At 65.1% G+C, this 18,108-nt stretch carries 14 protein-coding genes and 1 tRNA gene; 4 read left to right on the forward strand and 11 right to left on the reverse strand.

What is annotated here, in order from left to right:
- Positions 1–440 precede the first annotated feature (440 nt).
- The 5 genes from AC1U2B_RS18155 to AC1U2B_RS18175 form a co-directional block, all read right to left on the reverse strand.
- A complete protein-coding gene (locus AC1U2B_RS18155; protein ID WP_480217871.1) occupies positions 441–1,181 on the reverse strand; it encodes an SMI1/KNR4 family protein in 741 nt (246 codons plus the stop codon).
- A 51-nt stretch (positions 1,182–1,232) separates the two neighbouring features.
- Positions 1,233–1,808 (reverse strand): DUF5642 family protein, encoded by a 576-nt coding sequence (locus AC1U2B_RS18160; protein ID WP_480217872.1) that lies wholly within the window; start codon positions 1,806–1,808, stop codon positions 1,233–1,235.
- A gap of 113 nt (positions 1,809–1,921) precedes the next feature.
- Entirely contained in the window at positions 1,922–3,337 is a 1,416-nt protein-coding gene (locus AC1U2B_RS18165; protein ID WP_480217873.1) for a hypothetical protein, read from the reverse strand.
- 134 nt (positions 3,338–3,471) lie between these two features.
- The gene (locus AC1U2B_RS18170; protein WP_480217874.1) at positions 3,472–4,731 is read right to left on the reverse strand and encodes a hypothetical protein; all 1,260 of its coding nucleotides are present in this window, start codon (positions 4,729–4,731) and stop codon (positions 3,472–3,474) included.
- Between the two features lie 2 nt (positions 4,732–4,733).
- Entirely contained in the window at positions 4,734–5,426 is a 693-nt protein-coding gene (locus AC1U2B_RS18175) for an MspA family porin (RefSeq protein ID WP_480217908.1), read from the reverse strand.
- A gap of 732 nt (positions 5,427–6,158) precedes the next feature.
- Here AC1U2B_RS18175 and AC1U2B_RS18180 point away from each other — a divergent pair.
- Entirely contained in the window at positions 6,159–6,470 is a 312-nt protein-coding gene (locus AC1U2B_RS18180) for a hypothetical protein (protein ID WP_480217875.1), read from the forward strand.
- Between the two features lie 436 nt (positions 6,471–6,906).
- On the opposite strand, the gene AC1U2B_RS18185 is transcribed toward AC1U2B_RS18180, so the two are convergent.
- From AC1U2B_RS18185 to AC1U2B_RS18195, 3 genes are all read right to left on the reverse strand, one after another.
- Positions 6,907–6,980, reverse strand: a tRNA-Met gene (locus AC1U2B_RS18185).
- Between the two features lie 153 nt (positions 6,981–7,133).
- Complete coding sequence (locus tag AC1U2B_RS18190; RefSeq protein ID WP_480217876.1) at positions 7,134–10,124, reverse strand: UPF0182 family protein; 2,991 nt, start codon at positions 10,122–10,124, stop codon at positions 7,134–7,136.
- 89 nt (positions 10,125–10,213) lie between these two features.
- The gene (locus AC1U2B_RS18195; protein WP_480217877.1) at positions 10,214–11,239 is read right to left on the reverse strand and encodes a YlbL family protein; all 1,026 of its coding nucleotides are present in this window, start codon (positions 11,237–11,239) and stop codon (positions 10,214–10,216) included.
- Between the two features lie 89 nt (positions 11,240–11,328).
- Between AC1U2B_RS18195 and AC1U2B_RS18200 the strand changes: the two genes are divergently transcribed.
- The 3 genes from AC1U2B_RS18200 (at position 11,329) to AC1U2B_RS18210 (ending at position 15,022) form a co-directional block, all read left to right on the forward strand.
- Positions 11,329–12,723 carry a zinc-dependent metalloprotease gene (locus tag AC1U2B_RS18200; RefSeq protein ID WP_260939897.1) on the forward strand — a complete coding sequence of 465 codons (1,395 nt, stop codon included), beginning with the start codon at positions 11,329–11,331 and terminating at the stop codon, positions 12,721–12,723.
- 78 nt (positions 12,724–12,801) lie between these two features.
- Positions 12,802–13,653, forward strand: a complete 852-nt coding sequence (locus AC1U2B_RS18205) for a bacteriocin biosynthesis cyclodehydratase domain-containing protein (RefSeq protein WP_480217878.1) — start codon at positions 12,802–12,804, stop codon at positions 13,651–13,653.
- A gap of 49 nt (positions 13,654–13,702) precedes the next feature.
- The gene (locus AC1U2B_RS18210; protein ID WP_480217879.1) at positions 13,703–15,022 is read left to right on the forward strand and encodes a macrolide-binding ATPase MABP-1; all 1,320 of its coding nucleotides are present in this window, start codon (positions 13,703–13,705) and stop codon (positions 15,020–15,022) included.
- 77 nt (positions 15,023–15,099) lie between these two features.
- Here AC1U2B_RS18210 and AC1U2B_RS18215 read toward each other — a convergent pair whose 3' ends face one another.
- The 3 genes from AC1U2B_RS18215 to AC1U2B_RS18225 form a co-directional block, all read right to left on the reverse strand.
- Complete coding sequence (locus AC1U2B_RS18215) at positions 15,100–15,363, reverse strand: WhiB family transcriptional regulator (RefSeq protein WP_043392947.1); 264 nt, start codon at positions 15,361–15,363, stop codon at positions 15,100–15,102.
- A 149-nt stretch (positions 15,364–15,512) separates the two neighbouring features.
- Positions 15,513–15,773, reverse strand: coding sequence for a hypothetical protein (locus tag AC1U2B_RS18220; protein WP_131630703.1), 261 nt, complete (start codon positions 15,771–15,773; stop codon positions 15,513–15,515).
- A 162-nt stretch (positions 15,774–15,935) separates the two neighbouring features.
- Positions 15,936–18,047: an ATP-dependent DNA helicase UvrD2 gene (locus AC1U2B_RS18225; protein WP_480217880.1), complete on the reverse strand. Its 2,112-nt coding sequence runs from the start codon at positions 18,045–18,047 to the stop codon at positions 15,936–15,938.
- Between the last annotated feature and the right edge of the window lie 61 nt (positions 18,048–18,108).

Below are 18,108 nucleotides of genomic sequence, written 5' to 3' on the forward strand. Positions count from 1 at the left end.
GCGACTCGATGATCCACGAAACAGCCTCCGAGGGCAGATACACCTCACCATCACCGTGTTTCCAGTACTCACTGTCGGGCGCAGGGCCACCGAGACGCGCTATCTCTGACTGGGCATAGGACGAGACAGGCGACCAACTTCGTCGCACACCTCCATGGCCGGTGCTACGCCGACGAGATCACCCCACAGCTGCTGACGGCAGTTGCCAACGACGAGGCTGGCAGGCGGATGCTGGACGAGCTAGCCGTCGTCCGCTCGACACTCATGCGACTGGCCAAGCAGCAACATTCAGGCACGCCACGACCAAAACACAACCCGCCACAACTCACCTGGCGCAACGATGCCGCACATCACCTGACAAAAACAGCACCCACGCTGACCTGCGATGAAGAATTTCCATACTGGGATCAAAAGACGCGCTATGGCGAGCTTCCATCCCATCACTCAGGAGGGAGGAGCATTTCATCCAGGGTGGCCCACAGCGGTTTCTCCGTGAGACGTCCTTCGTATAGGTCCCAAGCGAATCCATCGGCATGAGCACTGTCTATGCACAACGCACCGCCGGCTCCATCGCTAGCCAACTCGACCAGCCTGTGAATATCAGGCAAAACTGTTGCCTCCGCGCCCGCATCTATGTTGGCACGTGGGCGGAGTTCATATTCGTCCGCGTGGCCATAGTCGGATACGGGCCTGAAGTCCTGCACAGCTGCGAGTCCCGCGCCGCCAAGATCGGTGAAGCCGTTGTGAACTTGAAGGTAGAAGTCCCGAAGTTCGGCTGGCAACGACGACCAATACGGCGGCAGATGCGTTGCGTCGGCAGCTGGAGATCCGACGCGTGTCGTAAACGTTGTGGAGCTGTCGCCATATTTCATGGAGTACAGCAAAAAATTCTGCGCTATCGACTGCGTAGCGCCAGCGGCTAATACCTGAACGATGAATACATCGTTTCCGTTCTGACGTAAGTAGCTCATTAAATCGGGAAGAAAGGGACCGACGGAAGATTCCCATTCTGCGAGCGCACGTTCTACTGCGATTTGGCCGTCAAGTTCATTCACCTCGAACCACCATGCCGGTAAATGTGATTCTCCGAGGTCATCGTTCGTGACAAAGACTATTTCCGGACCGCCAAGGCGGTTGCGCCGCCCCTGCAAGAAGGCCTGCAGATCATCTCTGTGTGTCATATAGAAAATCCTATCCTCTGGTGACGCCGGAGGCCCTATTCATTCCATTGATCAGCTGCGCACACTCGCTACTGCTTTGACAAATATCTTTTGGACGAGGCCAACATCGATTTTCGCCAGATTCTCCGATGCTGGTCCAGCGGTCGCACTGACCGCGACAGCGTGCCGGTCGTCGACAATCCCAACGTAAATGTACTGGTCAACAGTTCGACCAGATTTGTCATCGTAGTCGGTGACGACATGTACCGCGTCAACCTTCACACCATCAACAGCGACAGCCGGCGCTGGCGTGATGGTCCCATTCACCACTCCGGGCTGGCCAAACGTCGCATACGAGCAGTCCAGGCCGTCAGCCGCGGCCATCGGCACGGCGCCCGGGGCTTCTGTTGCGGCAACGCCGATCATGATGCCGTGCGTGCGCGCTGCGAGCGACTCGATGACTTGGCCTACCACTCCCTTCGGGGTCGAACGCAGTCGGGCGGCGCATTGCGGTGGCCGCACCGCTAGTCCGAACCCCACATTTTGATCCCGATTCACTGCGTCTTGGTCGACGGTTTCGCGCGGGTTGTTCTGGACGGCCCAACCCTGCGGAAATTCTCCCGCGACTTGTGAGATGTTGGCGATCATGACGTGTGTGGGCGCAGGGCTTTGCGGTGCCGTAGTGCTCGAGCACGAGAGGGTTCCGGCGGTAACTACGGCCAGCACTCCGATAAGCCCCTGGGTTCTCTGGGAAACGATGATCATGCTGGCGCTGCCCCCGAAACGGCTTTGGCCAAGCCATAGATCAAGGCTCCGCCTCCGACGATGACCCCGGCGACTCCGCCGAGTACTTTTTCCACATCTCTTTCGCTCGGCAACCAATCGAAGATCGGATTGTCGGCAGGAGCTCCGCTAGGCGGAGTGGAAGGTGGTGCGGATGTCTCCGGAGGTGTCGTGCGTGGAATGCGCACAGGTGTCGGTGCCTCCGTGGGTGCGGGCGGGCTCGTCGGAGCCTGCGTGGGAGCTTGCGTTGGCGGTTGTGCGGGTGACTGAGGTTTGGCCGTCGGTGCTGCCGTAGCGTGCTGATCAGGGCTCTCGCCTACCGAGGAGTTACTGGGCGGTGACACGCTTGGCTTGGTTTTGCCCGCTACGTCGCGCTTTGCGATCTCGTTGAGAACCGCCTGCGTCGCGGTCTTCTCTTCCTGGCACCAGTCGATCGCGACGTCGGGAGGGACCGGCTGCCCCTTAACTGTCGTCCATTCGCTCGGCAATTTGTTCTGACGAGCACGGTTGAACGTCTGAGTATTTGGGAAAACGTTATCGATGAAATTCGCGACCTCGGCCATGTCTTCAGGACTAAGGTTCCGAAACTGCGGATTCCTGGGAAGCGCCCCCAACGGGATGGTGTGGTCAGCATCCCATTTTTTCAGCACGTCGGTGTCCCCGTATTTACCCGATTCAATGTCCTTCACCGCTCGATAAATAGCATCTTTTCGCGCTTGAGGAACATCGTCGCCCAACTCTCCGCGATCGATTTTGCCACGGAGCTTCCTCTGCAACTTTCGAGCGATCGGCTCAAACTTGTCGTAGGCCTCCTTTTCGGCTTTCTGCGCCTCTGCGATTTGCTCAGGCGACATGCCGTCGTACACCTGCTGCCCAAAGAATTGATTCGGCTCACAGTCGTTTTGTTTTTGCTCCTGCTGCTGTTGCTCGGGCTGTTGTTCTTGCTCTTGCTGTTGTTCCTGCTCTTGCTGCTGGGGCTGTTGTTGCGGGGTCGGCTGCTGTTGCGGTTGCTGCTGTGGCTGTGGTTGCGCGGTTTGCAGTGGGGCGTCGTAGTCCGGTGGCTGCTGGCCGTTGGCGGGCTGGAGCTGTTGGGGGTTGCTTTGCTGGGAGTTGGATTGTTGTTGGGGCGCTTGAGCCGGTTGTTCGGCGGGGTTATTGATGTCGATCCCGTTGCCCTGGTAGGGCGCCGGGTACGACCCGCCGTTGTATGGCGCGGGGGCATCGGGCATCGCCGGGGGCTGCAACGGGAACGGCGGTCCACCACCGCTGCCGCCGGAGCCACCTGAGCCGCCGCCGGGGATACTGGGTTGGGCGGTCGCCCCAGGCAGCGCTGCGATGGTGGAGCCGTGGTCGTCGCGGCTGGTCGTGATGATCGCGGCCAACAGCAATGTCACGATTGAGAAAATGGCCAGTGCTCGCCGGTAGCGGTGCACACTCGCCCTCGGCCGCGGCTTCATCGGTGTCATGGCCCAATTCCCCTTCAACTCAAGAGCTCTGCGAGCGCATCAATGCGACATGTGAAGCCGGGTCAGCCAGGTCCGCCGGCCATGTTCGCTTTGACCCAGGCGACCTCATCGGAGGCGATGCGGGTACAGGTGTTGTAGTCGTCGCCGGTTTGGCCGAACACCGTCACACATGAGATGGACATGTGGGCCAGCAGGCGGTCATTGCAGGAGTCCACCGACGTGCTTGCGGGAGTGCTTGCGAGACAGAGCTGTTGGGTTTGGCAGGCAGCCACGAAGTTCGCCGAACGGCCATCACCAGAGGTGTAGCTGTCCGGGCCGCCTTGGCAGTGCCCGGAATGTCGCTGGGCGTATACGGTCGGGTCGACGTTGTCCGAGCGGTGCGCTCCGACCGGGTCGGTCACGTACCCCGTCGGGTTCGGTGGCGTCACCGATCCGGTGGGTGTGCCGGTGGGCAGGCCGGCCCAGTTCGGGCCGGGTGCCCCGGTGGTCGCGGCGTCGGAAGCCCGGTAGGACAGGCTGATGGTGACCGGGAAGGCGAAAACGCTTGTCGGGCCCAGATCGACAGTCAGATTCGACTGTCCTGGTGGGAAACCGGGCCCCAGCGTGGGAGTGACGCCGACGAGGGCTTGGTTGGCGTCGGTGGCAGCCGGAATACTGAAAGTACCGATGACGCGGGCCGGATTACCCGGTGCGGCATCGGTTTCCACCAGCACCACGTTGTTGCCCTGCCGCAGATGTGTCGCCGCAGCCAGCTTCACGCCGAACGGGATCGTCGATGCGGAGAATACGGTTTTGCGTGTGACGGTGATGTCGACCCCGCCTCCGGCGTACGGGATGACCTGGTAGTCAACATCGTTCGAGCCGTAGACGGCGCCGCCGCCGGGTAGCCAGGCCGCCGGGCCCAGGGTGACCTCGCCGGGCAGGTGGATGGCGATCTGCCGATTCGGGTGGGCAGTGGGGGCGAAGATGCCGTCTTTGGCCCACATCGGCACCGTCACCGCACCCCGCTCCCCCTGCGCAGCCAACGGGCGCTCCATCCCGGCGGTCTCCCCCTGGGGGGTGGTCGAGGAAACCCGCGCCCCGCCAATCGGATTCACCCGGCCCGGGTCCTCGGGCATCGGGCGTTGCAGCGGCAGCGGAACCGGCGGCCGCGACACCGACCCCGGCACGGGGGGATTCGGTGCCGGTGCCGCGGGGTCCGCGCTGGCGTTGCCGGCAGATACACCACAAGCGCTGACCATCGTCAGGAACACCGCCGCCGCGATGGACGCACAACGACGGGCGCCGCGCAACCGATGTCCTGAACGTTGTAGGGGTGCCACGATCACAGGTCCTTGGGTTCGCCGTAGAGGGTTTGGGTGTCGTTGCCGTTGTCGGTGCGCACCCGGATCGTGGTGTAGGACTGGATTTTCACCTGGCCACCGCACCCGTCGGCTTCAATGTTCTGATCCCGCAGATTCGACACCGCATGCATAGAGCGCAAGCTGATCCGGTCCATCGGAACTTGCGCCAGCCCACCAGGTTTCAATAACACCCGGATATGACCACCCAGGTGCTCCTGCACCCCGAGCGTGGCACCTGCCGACGCGCCGGCGAAACCGCCTCCACCGCCGCCACCACCACCGGCACCGCCTTGGCCCTGCCCAAAGCCACCGCCGTACACCTGGCCGTTGATCTGCTGATACGGGTCAATCCCCGCATCCACGCCCACCTCGACACCAGGCGAGGAGTCAGTACGGCAACCTACGAAATACCCAGATTCGAGTTGGGCGTCCTGAATGACCGCACCACCGGAACCGCTCACTCGCGCCTCTGAGCGCAGTGTCACCCGCGCCTGCCACGAGTTCGACGCCCCGGCCAGATTGTCGATGTGGTCGATCACCTCGTTGGTGGTGTTCACGTCCACCACCCAGCCGTCATCGGTGACGAACTGCGTCCACCGATCCGGCATCGGCTGCGGATCAGCACCCGCGATACCCCCACCGTATACACACGATGCGACAGATACAGCGAACATCCCCAACGTCGCGACAACATGCCGCGACGACAGGCCAAATACGACCATGCACGAATCCCCCTGTGAAAGCCAGCCTCAAGCCCCCCGGCCCGCTTGGCATTTCACCTAATACCGCGAACACTCGCATAAAGCGACTGACGCGTCAACTCGTACGCAAACCCAAAACTGAGCAAACCAATTAGGCGATCCAATCAGGCTCGATCGACTCGACTCGCCAATACGGCCACCCACTGGCAACGACGCAGTCATCAGTCGGAGAAATGCCGCAACCACGGACCCCGGTCCAGCAACGTTGCGCCGGGGCGACGACGTGCAGTGATGACGTGACAGCACTGACCGCGAATCGATACAACGGTCCATAAGCACTAATCCGCGATCCGGCTTCAAATCTGTTCAGCCGGGTGTTGGACGGTGGCGACGGGGTCGAACCAGTGACCTTCTGTGAGTGAACTCACTTGACTCGGCGAGGGGCAGACGGCCGCCGATTGCAGACGACGCGCTCCAGCGCCCAGAGGCACAGCGCAAAGCGCCGCGTCACTGCAATCGCCTCCGACGCCCCGTCGGGCTCGCCACCTGAATCCGACACCGCTGCGGCGAGATTCACCCCAGGCGTGGTCTGGGAACTGCTGGGGCACGGCGGTGGTCACGTGCGTAGGCGGAACGCTTACACGCAGGATCTCCTTTGCTGTGTGTGTCACACTCGGTTTATCGCAAACTTCTGGGGAGGAAAATATGCGGATCATGATGCGGGCTTGTGTGGTGGTGTTGGGGGTGGCCGTCTCGGGGATTACCGCGCCTGCGGTGGCTGCGGCGCCCGGCGACCAAGGACCGGGGCTGGTGGCGGTGCAGTGCCAGGTGTGGGCGAGCAATGGCTTCGGGATGGGTGGCATGCCCGGCATGGGCATGGGTTTCGGCATGAAGCAGTGGGCGGGCACCGTCATCGGGCGGGGCCCCGACGAGGGTGCGGCACGCGCTGACGCTGAACGGCAGATGTGGGGCCCGTACGGGATGTCACCTGAGCTGCGCGATTGCGTGCCCGCCTAGATCCGACATGGGTGGGCTGGCGCCGATTGAGTGTTGTTGCGGCGCAACCCCGTTTGTAAAGGCGAGGTCAAGCCGTGGTTGCTTTGCGGCGGGTCCACAAGCACTAACCTGCTATGTGTGGCCGCCTGCACCGACATTGATCGCGTCAGGCGATCACTGTCCCGGCTGCAATAGGATCGAATGAAACGGGCCGGACATGAGCCTCTGAACATTCCCAAAATCAGCGGATTAGTCGGACATCTCGGCACCCCAACACCGCGCATCTGACACGCACCCCTGTCGTCCACCGGACCCGGCCATCAGAGATGCGTTCGGCGCGACCTTCTGACCCACAGCCGTTCGGTCGGTGTTTTAGCAATGCCAACTTTCCCAATCGTGTTCCCCACCGACATGAAGAACGGCCCCCGGAGAGTTCTCCGGGGGCCGTTCTCACTAGTAGCGGGGACAGGATTCGAACCTGCGACCTCTGGGTTATGAGCCCAGCGAGCTACCGAGCTGCTCCACCCCGCGTTGGTGAATACAACGTTACCCAACGCTGCCGAATGAACCAAATCGTATGGTCAGACAGGGTTTTTGGGCCGCGTGCCCGATGGCCGGTAGACACAAAACTGCCCAACTCCCGGAGGAATTGGGCAGTTTTGTGTCTTTCGCGCGGTGATTCGACTACTTCGCCTCGCGGTACTTGGCCATGGCGTCGTCCAGCTTCTGCAGCGCCGTACCGAACTGGGCGAAATTGCCACTCTGCTGGGCCGCACGCATGCCGTCGAGCGCCGCATTGACATCTTGCAGGGCAGCGGCTTTCGCGGGCGACAGCGTCACCGGGACGCCCGGTGGCAGCACCGCTGCCGGCACCGGCGGCTGCGGCCCCGCAGCGGGCGGCTGGACGGCACCAGGCACGGCCACAGCAGGCGGCGTACCGGCCGGCACGTCAGTCGGGGCCGGACCGGTGGCGGTCGCCCCCGCACCGGGCCCGAAGATGCCGTTGAGGGCATCCCGCACCGTCGGGCCGTAACCGATCTTGTCGTTGTACAGCATCGCCACCCGGATCAACCGTGGGTACGACGACGCCGCGTCACTGGCCCCCGGCGAGGCGTAAACCGGTGCGACATAAAGCAACCCACCCTGCCCCACGGGCAGTGTCAGGAGGTTGCCCCAGCGGATCCGGTTCTGGTTGTCCCGGCCGATGACACCCAGATCCTGGCTCACCGCGGTGTCCGTGCTGATCGCGTTGAACGCCAGCTTGGGGCCGTTCACCTGGCCCGGAATGGTCAGCACGGTGATCTTGCCGTACGTGGCCGGGTCGGAGCTGGCGCTGATGTACGCGGCCAGGAAGTCCCGCCGGAACCGGTTCATCGCCGTGGTCAGCTGGAACGACGATGAATCACCGCCGGTGGCAAGGTCTTTCGCCACGATGTAGTACGGCGGCTGGAAACTGCTGGCCGTCGGGTTGGGGTCAAGCGGCACGTCCCAGAAGTCCGACGTCGAGAAGAACGTCACCGGATCGTTGACGTGGTACTTGGCCAGCAGCATGCGCTGGACCTTGAACAGGTCCTCGGGGTAGCGCAGATGTTCAGCCAGCTCGTGGGAGATCGCCGACTTCGGCTTCACGGTGTCCGGGAAGACCTTCATCCACGCCTGCAGCACCGGGTCGTGCTCGTCCTGCTCGTACAGCGTGACGGTGCCGTCGTAGGCGTCGACGGTGGCCTTCACCGAGTTGCGGATGTAGGACACCTGCTTGTCGGGCAACATCCGATTGACCGCAACCTCATTGGAATCGGCGGTCGCACTCGACAGCGACGTCAGCTCCGAGTACGGGTAGTTGTCCAGAGTGGTGTAGCCGTCGACGATCCACACCATGCGCTTGTTGACGATTGCCGGGTACACCGTCGAATCGGTGGTCAGCCACGGCGCCACCGCCTCGACCCGGTGGGCCGGGTCTCGGTTGAACAGAATCTTGCTGTTCGGTCCGATCACGTTGGAGAACAAGAAGTTTCGCTCGGCGAACTTCGCGGCGAAGACCGACCGCGTCAGCCAGTTGCCGATATCGACACCGCCGGTACCGCCGTAGGTGTAGTTCTTGGTCTCGGTGTTGGTCTCGTAGTCGTACTCCCGGTCGGCGCCGTTCTTGCCGACGATCGCGTAATCCGACGCGGCACTTGCGATCACCGGACCGAAGTACACCCGGGGCTGATCCAGCGGAGCCGGGCCGGGCGACACCGCGGCGCCGTTGGCACCGACCACGCTGGCCAGGAACTCGGGGTAACCGCCGTTCTGGTTGGGGTCGTTGGCAATTCCGCGCACCGTGTTCGCCGGCGACGCGATGAACCCGTTGCCGTGGGTGTAGACGGAGTGCTTGTTGATCCAGTCGCGCTGGTTGTCGATCAGCCGGTCGGGGTTCAATTCCCGTGCCGCCACGACGAAGTCGCGCAGCTTGCCGTCGGGTCCGTTGTAACGGTCGATGGACAGCTGGTCCGGGAAGCTGTAGAAGTTCTTGCCCTGCTGGAACTGGGTGAAGGCCGGTCCGACGATGGTCGGGTCGAGCAGCCGGATGTTCGACGTCGTGGCCCGGTCAGCGGCGACCTGCTCGGCAGTGGCGGGCGCGTTGCCGCTGTAGTCGCGATACGTCACCGAATCACCGGTCAACCCGTACGCATCTCGGGTCGCCGTGATACTGCGACTGATGTAGTCGCGTTCCTTCGCCGCCGCATTGGGCTTGACGCTGAACTGCTCGACCAGCATGGGCCAGCCGGCGCCGATGATCACCGAGCTCAGGAGCAGTAGCACCAGACCGATCGCCGGAATCCGCAAGTCCCGCAACACGAGCGCCGAGAACACTGCCACGGCGCAGATCACCGCGATGGCCAGCAGGATCAGCTTCGCCGGTAGCACCGCGTTGATGTCCGTGTAGCCGGCACCGGTGAACGGCTTGCCGGCACGGGTGTGGCTGAGCAGCTCGTACCGGTCGAACCAGTAGGCAACGGCCTTGAGCAGCACCAGGATTCCCACCAGCGCCACCAACTGCATCCGCGCCGCGCGGCTGAGCGCGCCCTGGCGGCCCGACAGCCGGATACCGCCGAACACGTAGTGGCCCAACAGGTTCCCGACCAGCATCAGGAAGACCCCGACGAACAGATAGCCGAGCACCAGTCGGTAGAACGGCAGATCGAACGCGTAGAAGCCCAAATCCTTGCCGAATTCGGGGTCGTTGATGCCGAACGTGCCGCCGTGCAGGAACAGCTGCACCCGCACCCAGTAGGTCTGTGCCACGAATCCGGCCAGCAATCCGATGAAGGCCGGTACACCGATGGCGAACAGCCGCAGCCTCGACAGGACTGTCGCGCGGTAGCGGGCGACCGGATCGTTGGGCCCGGACGCGGGCACGAACACCGGCCGCGACCGGTACGCCAGTGCCATTCCACCGAATGTCACGGCGCCGATGAACACGCCGGCCACCAGGAAGACCACCAGGCGCGTCACCAGCACGGTGCTGAACACCGAACGGAAACCGATCTCGCCGAACCACAGCCAGTCCACGTAGGCGTCGACCAGCCGCGGGCCGACCATCAACAAACCGACGATCAGCAACGCGATCCCGACCAGAATCCGGCTTCGTCGCGTCAGCTTCGGCATCCTCGCCGCAGGCCGCATCCCCACTCGTCAGCTCCAGTCTGTTGAAAGTCCGTTTGAAAATCAGTAAGGCCAGCTTGTGCCACGACTCTACGCATTCTGGGGTGGCCGCACGCTCAACAGCGGGGAGGTTCGCCACCAGCGGACACGGCATGCAGCGCGTCGACCGCTCCGTTCAGGTTCTCGACCTTGATCAACCCCAGCCCGTCGAGATGGGCCGAGACCGCTTCGGCGCAGTTCTCGGCGGGCACCATGAACACCGTCGCACCGGCCTCCCGCGCGGCCAGCATCTTGTGCGTGATGCCGCCGATCGGGCCCACCTTGCCGTCGTCGCCGATGGTGCCGGTGCCCGCAACGAACTTGCCGCCGTTGAGATTTCCGTCGGTCAGCTTGTCCACGACGGCCAGGCTGAACATCAGGCCGGCTGACGGGCCACCGATGTTGGCCAGGTTGAAGTCGATGGCGAACGGCGCCCACGGCGCGTTGAGCACCGTGGTGCCGAGGTAGCCGTAATCGCGGTCCTTGTTGGAACCCAGGGTGATGGTCGTGACGCCGATCCCGGCGTTCTTGCGCCGGTAGTCGAGCACGACGTGGTCACCCGGCTTGGTTTTCTTCAGCAGTGACGTGAACTCTTCGACGTTGGCCACCGGAACGCCGTTGACCATGTCGATGGCATCGCCCGGGCGCAGCTGGCCGGCCGACGGCCCCGGATCGGCGACAGCCTGGACCGTCACCGCCTTCGGGTACTTCAGGTAGCTCAGCGCCGCGTACTCGGCGTCTTCCTCGGAGTTCTTGAAGTCGGCGTTGTTGGCCTTGTCCACCTGGTCCTTGGACTTGTCCGGCGGATACACCAGATCGCGCGGCACCAACTGCTCGCGGCCCGACATCCACAGCGCCAGCGCCTGCCCCAGCGTCAGCCCGTCGCTCTGCGACACCGTCGTCATGTTGAGATGCCCCGAAGTCGGGTGCACCTTGACGTCGCCCTTGATGTCGACGACCTTCTTGCCGTCGACCTCACCGAGCGTGTCGAACGTCGGGCCGGGACCCAGCGACACGAACGGCACGGTCACGACCGACACCAGCACGACGAACACGATGATCGGCACCAGAGCGACCACGAGCGTAGAAATCCGCCTGTTCACGCCGCCAACAGTAAAGCTCGCGGCTCGGTTCGCTGACAGCATGACCCGCGAAGCCACCGGCGGGCCGTGCTGGCAGTACGGTTGACGGTATGGCTGACCTGCCTTTCGGCTTCTCCAGCGGCGAAGACCCCGACCGCGACAAATCGAACAAAGAGCCTGGACCAGGCTCCTCCGGAAGCTCTTCCGGGGGTTCGTCCGGTGGTTCGTCGGATCCGTTCGGGTTCGGCGGTGCGTTCGGTGGTCCCGGCGGCGCCGGCATGCCCGACCTGGGCCAGATCTTCACGCAGCTCGGCGCGATGTTCAGCGGCGCGGGCGCGTCGATGAACAACCCGCAGGCGGGTCCGGTCAACTACGACCTGGCCCGCAAGCTGGCGTCCAACTCGATCGGGTTCGTCAAGCCGGTGCCTGAGCAGACCGCGACGGCCATCTCGGATGCGGTGCATCTGGCGGAGACGTGGCTCGACGGTGTCACTCCCCTGCCGGCCGGCACCACCCGCGCGATGGCCTGGACCCCGAGCGACTGGCTCGACAACACCCTGAACACCTGGAAGCGGCTGTGCGACCCGGTCGCCGAACAGTTGTCGAGCGTCTGGGTCTCGGCGCTCCCCGAAGAGGCCAAGGCCATGGCCGGCCCGCTGATGGCGATGATGTCGCAGATGGGCGGCATGGCATTCGGCTCGCAGCTGGGCCAGGCCCTGGGCACGCTGTCCAAAGAGGTGCTGACCTCCACGGACATCGGCCTGCCGTTGGGTCCGTCCGGTGTTGCCGCGCTGATGCCCGAGGCCGTCGAGGCATTCGGCGAAGGTCTCGAGCAGCCGCGCAGCGAGGTGCTGACCTTCCTCGCGGCCCGCGAAGCAGCCCATCACCGGTTGTTCAGTCACGTGCCGTGGCTGGCCACGCAGCTGCTCAGCGCCGTCGAAGCCTTCGCCAAGGGCATGAAGATCGACATGAGCGGGTTCGAAGAGATGGCGTCCGGCCTGGACCCCGCCTCGCTGATGGGTGACCCCGGTGCCATGGAGAAGCTGCTGAGCCAGGGCATGTTCGAGCCCAAGGCCACGCCCGAGCAGGCCGCGGCGCTCGAACGCCTCGAGACGCTGCTGGCGCTCATCGAGGGCTGGGTGCAGACCGTCGTCACCGCGGCACTGGGTGACCGCCTGCCGGGCACATCGGCGCTGAGCGAGACGCTGCGTCGTCGTCGCGCCACCGGCGGACCGGCTGAGCAGACGTTCGCGACCCTCGTCGGCCTGGAGCTGCGGCCGCGCAAGATGCGCGAGGCCGCCACGCTGTGGGAGAAGCTGACCGAGGCCGTCGGCGCCGACCAGCGCGACGCCGTCTGGCAGCACCCCGACCTGCTGCCCGGCGCAGCCGATCTCGATGAGCCCGCGGCCTTCATCGACCGCGCGCTCGGCGGCGACACCACGGGGCTCGACCAGGCGCTGGCAGACCTCGAGAAGGACCTGAAGCGGGACACGGACGAGGAGTAGCCGACCCGGAGCAGCGGCTTCGGCGAGCCTGTGGATAACTAATTCGCCGAATCGGTGTGCCATTGGCACAGTTGGGCCATGACCGCGGCCCGTCAGACCTTGAACCCGGCCATGCCGGTGTTGCAACGTCCCGACGGCACGGTGCAGCTGGGGTGGGACCCACGGCGCGCCATCGGTATTCGGCCACCGGCCGGGCTGTCGGGCGGAGCTCTGGCCGATCTACTCCGCGGCATGCAGAGCGGCGTCGACGTCGAGAGCAGCCAGTCGCTCGCGATGGCGGCCGGGCTGACCGACATCGACGGCTGGGCCGGGCTGCTCGGCGCGCTGAGCACGGCAGGCCTGTTGCGGCCGGAGCCGAACTCTGACCGCCGACCGGTATCGGTGCGCGTGCACGGCAGCGGTCCCCTGTCGGACCTACTGGCCGGCGCCCTGACCTGTTCCGGCGCCCGGGTGCGGACCAGTCGCTTCGGGCATGTGGCTCGCGAAGGCGCTGATCTGGTGGTGCTGTCGGATTTCCTGGTGGCCGACCGACGCCTGGTGCGCGACCTGCACCGCGCCGGGGTACCGCATCTGCCGGTGCGGATCCGGGACGGCACCGGGTTGATCGGCCCGCTCGTGCTGCCAGGAGCGACCAGCTGCCTCAATTGCGCTGACCTCCACCGCAGTGACCGCGACGCGTCGTGGCCGGTGCTGGCCGCCCAACTCGAGGGCACCGTCGGCAGCGCGGACCGGGCCACCGTGCTCGCCACCGCGGCGGTGGCGCTCAATCAGGTGGACCAGGTGATCGACGCGATTCGTGGCGGCGGATGCCGCGCAAAACCGCCGCCCACACTGGATGCCACCCTCGAATTCGACATCGGCTCGCGGACCACCGTGGTGCGCCGATGGTCCCGTCATCCCCTGTGTGACTGGTGCGACCGGAAACCGTGACAACACGCGTTGCCATGTCGCCGCCGTGCACTCAGCAACGTCGTGGATGATGTTGAACGTGGCTGATATCAAACGGGGCAGTGTGGCACGCAACGCGAAACTCGCCGGCCTGGCCGGCGGCATGGCGGGACGGGCCGCGCTCGGCTTCGGCAAGCGCCTGGCGGGCAAGCCCAAGGACGAGGTCACCGCCGAACTGATGGACAAGGCCGCACACCAGCTGTTCACCGTGCTCGGTGAGCTCAAGGGCGGTGCCATGAAGGTCGGCCAGGCCCTGTCGGTGATGGAGGCCGCCATTCCCGAGCAGTACGGCAAGCCGTACCGCGAGGCCCTCACCAAGCTGCAGAAGGACGCCCCGCCGCTGCCGGCGGCCAAGGTGCACCGGATGCTCGACGGCCAGCTGGGCACCAAGTGGCGCGACCGGTTCCAGTCCTTCGACGACACCCCCGTCGCGTCGGCCAGCATCGGGCAGGTCCACAAGGCCGTCTGGTCCGACGGCCGCGAGGTCGCGGTCAAGATCCAGTACCCGGGCGCCGACGAGGCGCTGCGCGCGGACCTGAAGACCATCCAGCGTCTGGTCAGCGTCTTCAAGCAGCTGGCACCCGGTGCCGACGTCCAGGGCGTCGTCGACGAGTTGATCGACCGCACCGAGATGGAGCTGGACTACCGGCTCGAGGCCGACAACCAGCGGGCGTTCGCCAAGGCCTACCAGGGCCACCCGCACTTCAAGGTGCCGGGGATCGTCGCCAGCGCCCCGAAGGTCGTCATCGCGGAGTGGATGGACGGCATCCCGATGTCGGTCATCATCCGGGAAGGCACCGTCGAGCAGCGCGACCTGATGGGCACCCGGCTGTCCGAGCTGACGTTCGACGCGCCGGCCCGCCTGCAGATCATGCACGGCGACACCCACCCCGGAAACTTCATGCTGCTGCCCGACGGCCGGATGGGCGTCATCGACTTCGGCGCGGTGGCGCCGCTGCCGGGTGGGCTGCCGACCGCGATCGGCGAAATGATCAGCCTGGCGCGGGACAAGAACTACGACAAGCTGTTTCCGGTCATGGAGGACGCTGGGTTCATCCAGAAGGGCGAGCAGGTCCCGATCGACGAGGTCGACGACATGCTGCGCCAGTACGTCGAACCGATCCAGACCGACGTCTTCCACTACACGCGCCGGTGGATCATGAGAATGGCCGCAGGCCAGCTCGACAACGGTGTGGCCCAGATCAAGATGGCCCGGCAGCTCGATCTGCCGCCGAACCTGGTCATCCCGCTGCGCGTGATCGCGTCAACCGTGGCGATCTGCTGTCAGCTGGACGCCCACGTCCCCGTGAAAGCCATTGCCACCGAACTGGTTCCGGGCTTCATGCCCTAGGTTTCTCTCGCGAGCAGACGTAAAACTGTCCTGAATCACCGGTTTTCGGACAGTTCTACGTCTGCTCGCGGCTGAACCTAAGCCGCGACGACGTCCTTGCGCGGACGACCGCGCGGACGCTTGCGTGCGATGACGGCACCCCGCTCGAGGATCTCCCCACCCCAAACACCCCACGGCTCTTCACGTTCCAGCGCCTCGCTGAGGCACTGGCGCCGGATCGGGCAGTCGGCGCACAGCGCCTTGGCCTGTTCCAGCTGAGTGGGGCTGTCCGCGAACCACATATCGGGGTCGCCGACATGACATGGCACCGCCAGCCTTTGTCGGCAAGTCTGGCTAGTCATGTCCTCATCACCTACTTCCTGGTCTTCTTGCGTCTCATCTGTCTGATGGATCGGTGACCAGGTGGTGGTTTTGAGGTTGTGCCCCAAAAACAATGGCCACGGATCCGGTGGTTTCGGGTCCGTGGCCAGATGGCTTGTGTGGGCTCTACCTAAGTAGTGCCCCGCTTCACGGACGCGAAGGTCTTGCCGTTGCGCTTGCGCTGCGGGATGTCGGCGACATGCCCAGCCGTCGCGAGACGTGCCGCCGACATAGCGGCGGCTGCAGCGGCAGCGGGAACGGCGGGGACGTCAACGATCTGATGCCAGCTGACGCCGACGCGCGATACCGCCTCATAGGCAGCATCGGTCAACGGCGCACGGAGGCCAGCGACAGCGAGGACAGCGCCTCGGGACGCATCAAAATTGATCATCTGGGCCACCTCCTCAGCGGTCGACTGCGGATTCACAGGTCATGAATTCGCGGGATTTCGTTGCGGCTTCGAGGCTAGACGTTACCACCGAAATATGACAAGCGATTTTTTGACCAGCGGTTTTGGCACAATTTGCGTCATGTTTGGCGCAATTTAGGTGGGCTAACGGGACGCGTTCACCAATGCCAGGACATCCGGGCCGTATTGCTCGAGCTTGCGCGCCCCGATCCCGGGAATGGCCACCAGCGCGGCATTGTCGGCCGGCAAAGCCTCGGCGATCGCGATCAAGGTGTTGTCGGTGAACACCACATAGGCAGGCACCTTCATCTCCTGCGAGGTGCGCAGGCGCCACTCCTTGAGCCGGCCGAGCAGCTCCTCATCGAGGTTCGACGGGCACGACTCGCAGCGCCGCAGCAGGATCGCGGTCGACGTCGTCAGCGCCGAATTGCAGACCCGGCAGCGCGGCGCCGGCCCCCGTTTGCGTTGCGGCTGTTGGGGTTCGCGCCGGCTCTGCGGCGTCAGCCCGTTGAGGAACCGCGACGGCTTGCGGCTCTGCCGTCCGCCGGCGGCCCGGGCCAGCGCCCACGAGATGGTCAAATGCACTCTGGCCCTGGTGATTCCGACGTAGAAGAGACGCCGCTCCTCCTCGACGGGTTCGCTGTCCGCGCCGTGCGACAACGCGTGCGAGATGGGCAACGTGCCGTCGACCAGACCGACCAGGAACACCGCATCCCACTCGAGACCCTTGGCCGCGTGCAGCGATGCCAGCGTCACACCCTGCACCACCGGTGGGTGCCGGGAATCGGCGCGCTGGCGCAACTCGACGAGCAGCCCCTGCAGGTCCAGGTTGGCGCGTACCGCGACTTCCTGTTCGACCAATTCGACCAAGGCCAGCAACGCATCCCAGCGTTCCCGGGCCTTGGTACCCGCCGGCGGCTCGGCCGTCAGGCCCAGCGGTTCCAGCAGATCCCGGACCAGCTGCGGCAGCTCGACGCCGGCGACATCCCCCTGGTGTCCCGCGGCGCGCTGCAGCGCCAGCAGCGCCTGCCGGATCTCCTGGCGGCTGAAGAAGCCTTCACCACCGCGCACCTGGAACGCCACACCGGCCGCGGTGAGCGCCTCCTCATACACCTCTGACTGCGCGTTGATGCGGTACAGCACCGCGATTTCCGAAGGGGCAGTGCCGGATTGGATGAGCTTCTTGATGGCGGCGGCGACCGCGTTGGCCTCGGCAACCTCATCGGGATGCTCCCGGAACACCGGTTTCGGACCGGGATCGCGCTGACCGATGAGTTGCAACCGGCTGGCCGCCATGCGGCCGGAAGCCGCCGAGATCACCTGATTGGCCAACGACACCACCTGGGGCGTGCTGCGGTAGTCGCGCTCCAGACGGACCAGCGCCGCATCGGGGAACCTTCGCGAAAAGTCGAGGAGGTACTGCGGGGTGGCGCCGGTGAACGAGTAGATGGTCTGGTTGGCGTCGCCGACCACGGTCAGGTCGTCCCGCTCCCCCACCCAGGCGTTGAGCACCCGCTGCTGCAGCGGGGTGACGTCCTGGTATTCGTCGACGACGAAGCAGCGGTAGCGGTCACGGAACTCGCCGGCGACGGCGGCGTCGTTCTCGATGGCGGCGGCGGTGTGCAGCAGCAGATCGTCGAAGTCCAGCAGGGCCGAGCCGTCGCGGCGGGCCTTGAGTCCCTCGTACCCGGCGTACACCGCGGCGACCTTGGCGGCGTCGAGCGGGATGTCCCGCTCGATCGCGGCGACCTGCTGCGGGTACTGCTCGGGACTGATCAGGGACGACTTGGCCCATTCGATCTCGCCGGCCAGGTCGCGCACGTCGTCGGTGCTGGCCTGGATACCCGCCCGATTCGCCGCCTGCGCCACGACCGCGAACTTGCTGTCGAGCAGTTCCCAGCCGGTATCGCCGACCACCCGCGGCCAGAAGTACCGCAGTTGCCGCAGCGCCGCGGCGTGGAATGTCATGGCCTGCACGGCCCCGGAGCCGGCGGCGCCGTCGATCTCCTGCTCCAGGCTGCGCAAGCGGCTGCGCATCTCACCCGCCGCGCGCTGGGTGAACGTCACGGCCAGCACCTGACTCGGCGCGACATGGCCGGAGGCCACCAGATACGCGATGCGGCGGGTGATAGTCCGCGTCTTGCCGGTGCCGGCACCGGCCAGCACGCATACCGGACCGCGAGGCGCGAGGACAGCCTCGCGCTGTTCGTCGTCGAGGTCCTCGAGGAGCGTGGACGGCGGGGCCTCGGCTGGCATGGCCTACATCATGGCAGCTGGGTGTGACACACGTGGCACCGCTGGGCGGCATGACGCGGCG

The sequence above is a fragment of the Mycolicibacterium sp. P4_G11 genome (genome assembly GCF_056555145.1).

Coding starts and splice junctions, on each gene's coding strand:
- AC1U2B_RS18225 (WP_480217880.1), bottom strand. CDS start 18,047: ATGCCAGCCGAGGCCCCGCCGTCCACGCTCCTCGAGGACCTCGACGAC.
- AC1U2B_RS18205 (WP_480217878.1), top strand. CDS start 12,802: ATGACCGCGGCCCGTCAGACCTTGAACCCGGCCATGCCGGTGTTGCAA.
- AC1U2B_RS18180 (WP_480217875.1), top strand. CDS start 6,159: ATGCGGATCATGATGCGGGCTTGTGTGGTGGTGTTGGGGGTGGCCGTC.
- AC1U2B_RS18220 (WP_131630703.1), bottom strand. CDS start 15,773: ATGATCAATTTTGATGCGTCCCGAGGCGCTGTCCTCGCTGTCGCTGGC.
- AC1U2B_RS18215 (WP_043392947.1), bottom strand. CDS start 15,363: ATGACTAGCCAGACTTGCCGACAAAGGCTGGCGGTGCCATGTCATGTC.
- AC1U2B_RS18160 (WP_480217872.1), bottom strand. CDS start 1,808: ATGATCGCCAACATCTCACAAGTCGCGGGAGAATTTCCGCAGGGTTGG.
- AC1U2B_RS18210 (WP_480217879.1), top strand. CDS start 13,703: ATGTTGAACGTGGCTGATATCAAACGGGGCAGTGTGGCACGCAACGCG.
- AC1U2B_RS18155 (WP_480217871.1), bottom strand. CDS start 1,181: ATGACACACAGAGATGATCTGCAGGCCTTCTTGCAGGGGCGGCGCAAC.
- AC1U2B_RS18200 (WP_260939897.1), top strand. CDS start 11,329: ATGGCTGACCTGCCTTTCGGCTTCTCCAGCGGCGAAGACCCCGACCGC.
- AC1U2B_RS18175 (WP_480217908.1), bottom strand. CDS start 5,426: ATGTTCGCTGTATCTGTCGCATCGTGTGTATACGGTGGGGGTATCGCG.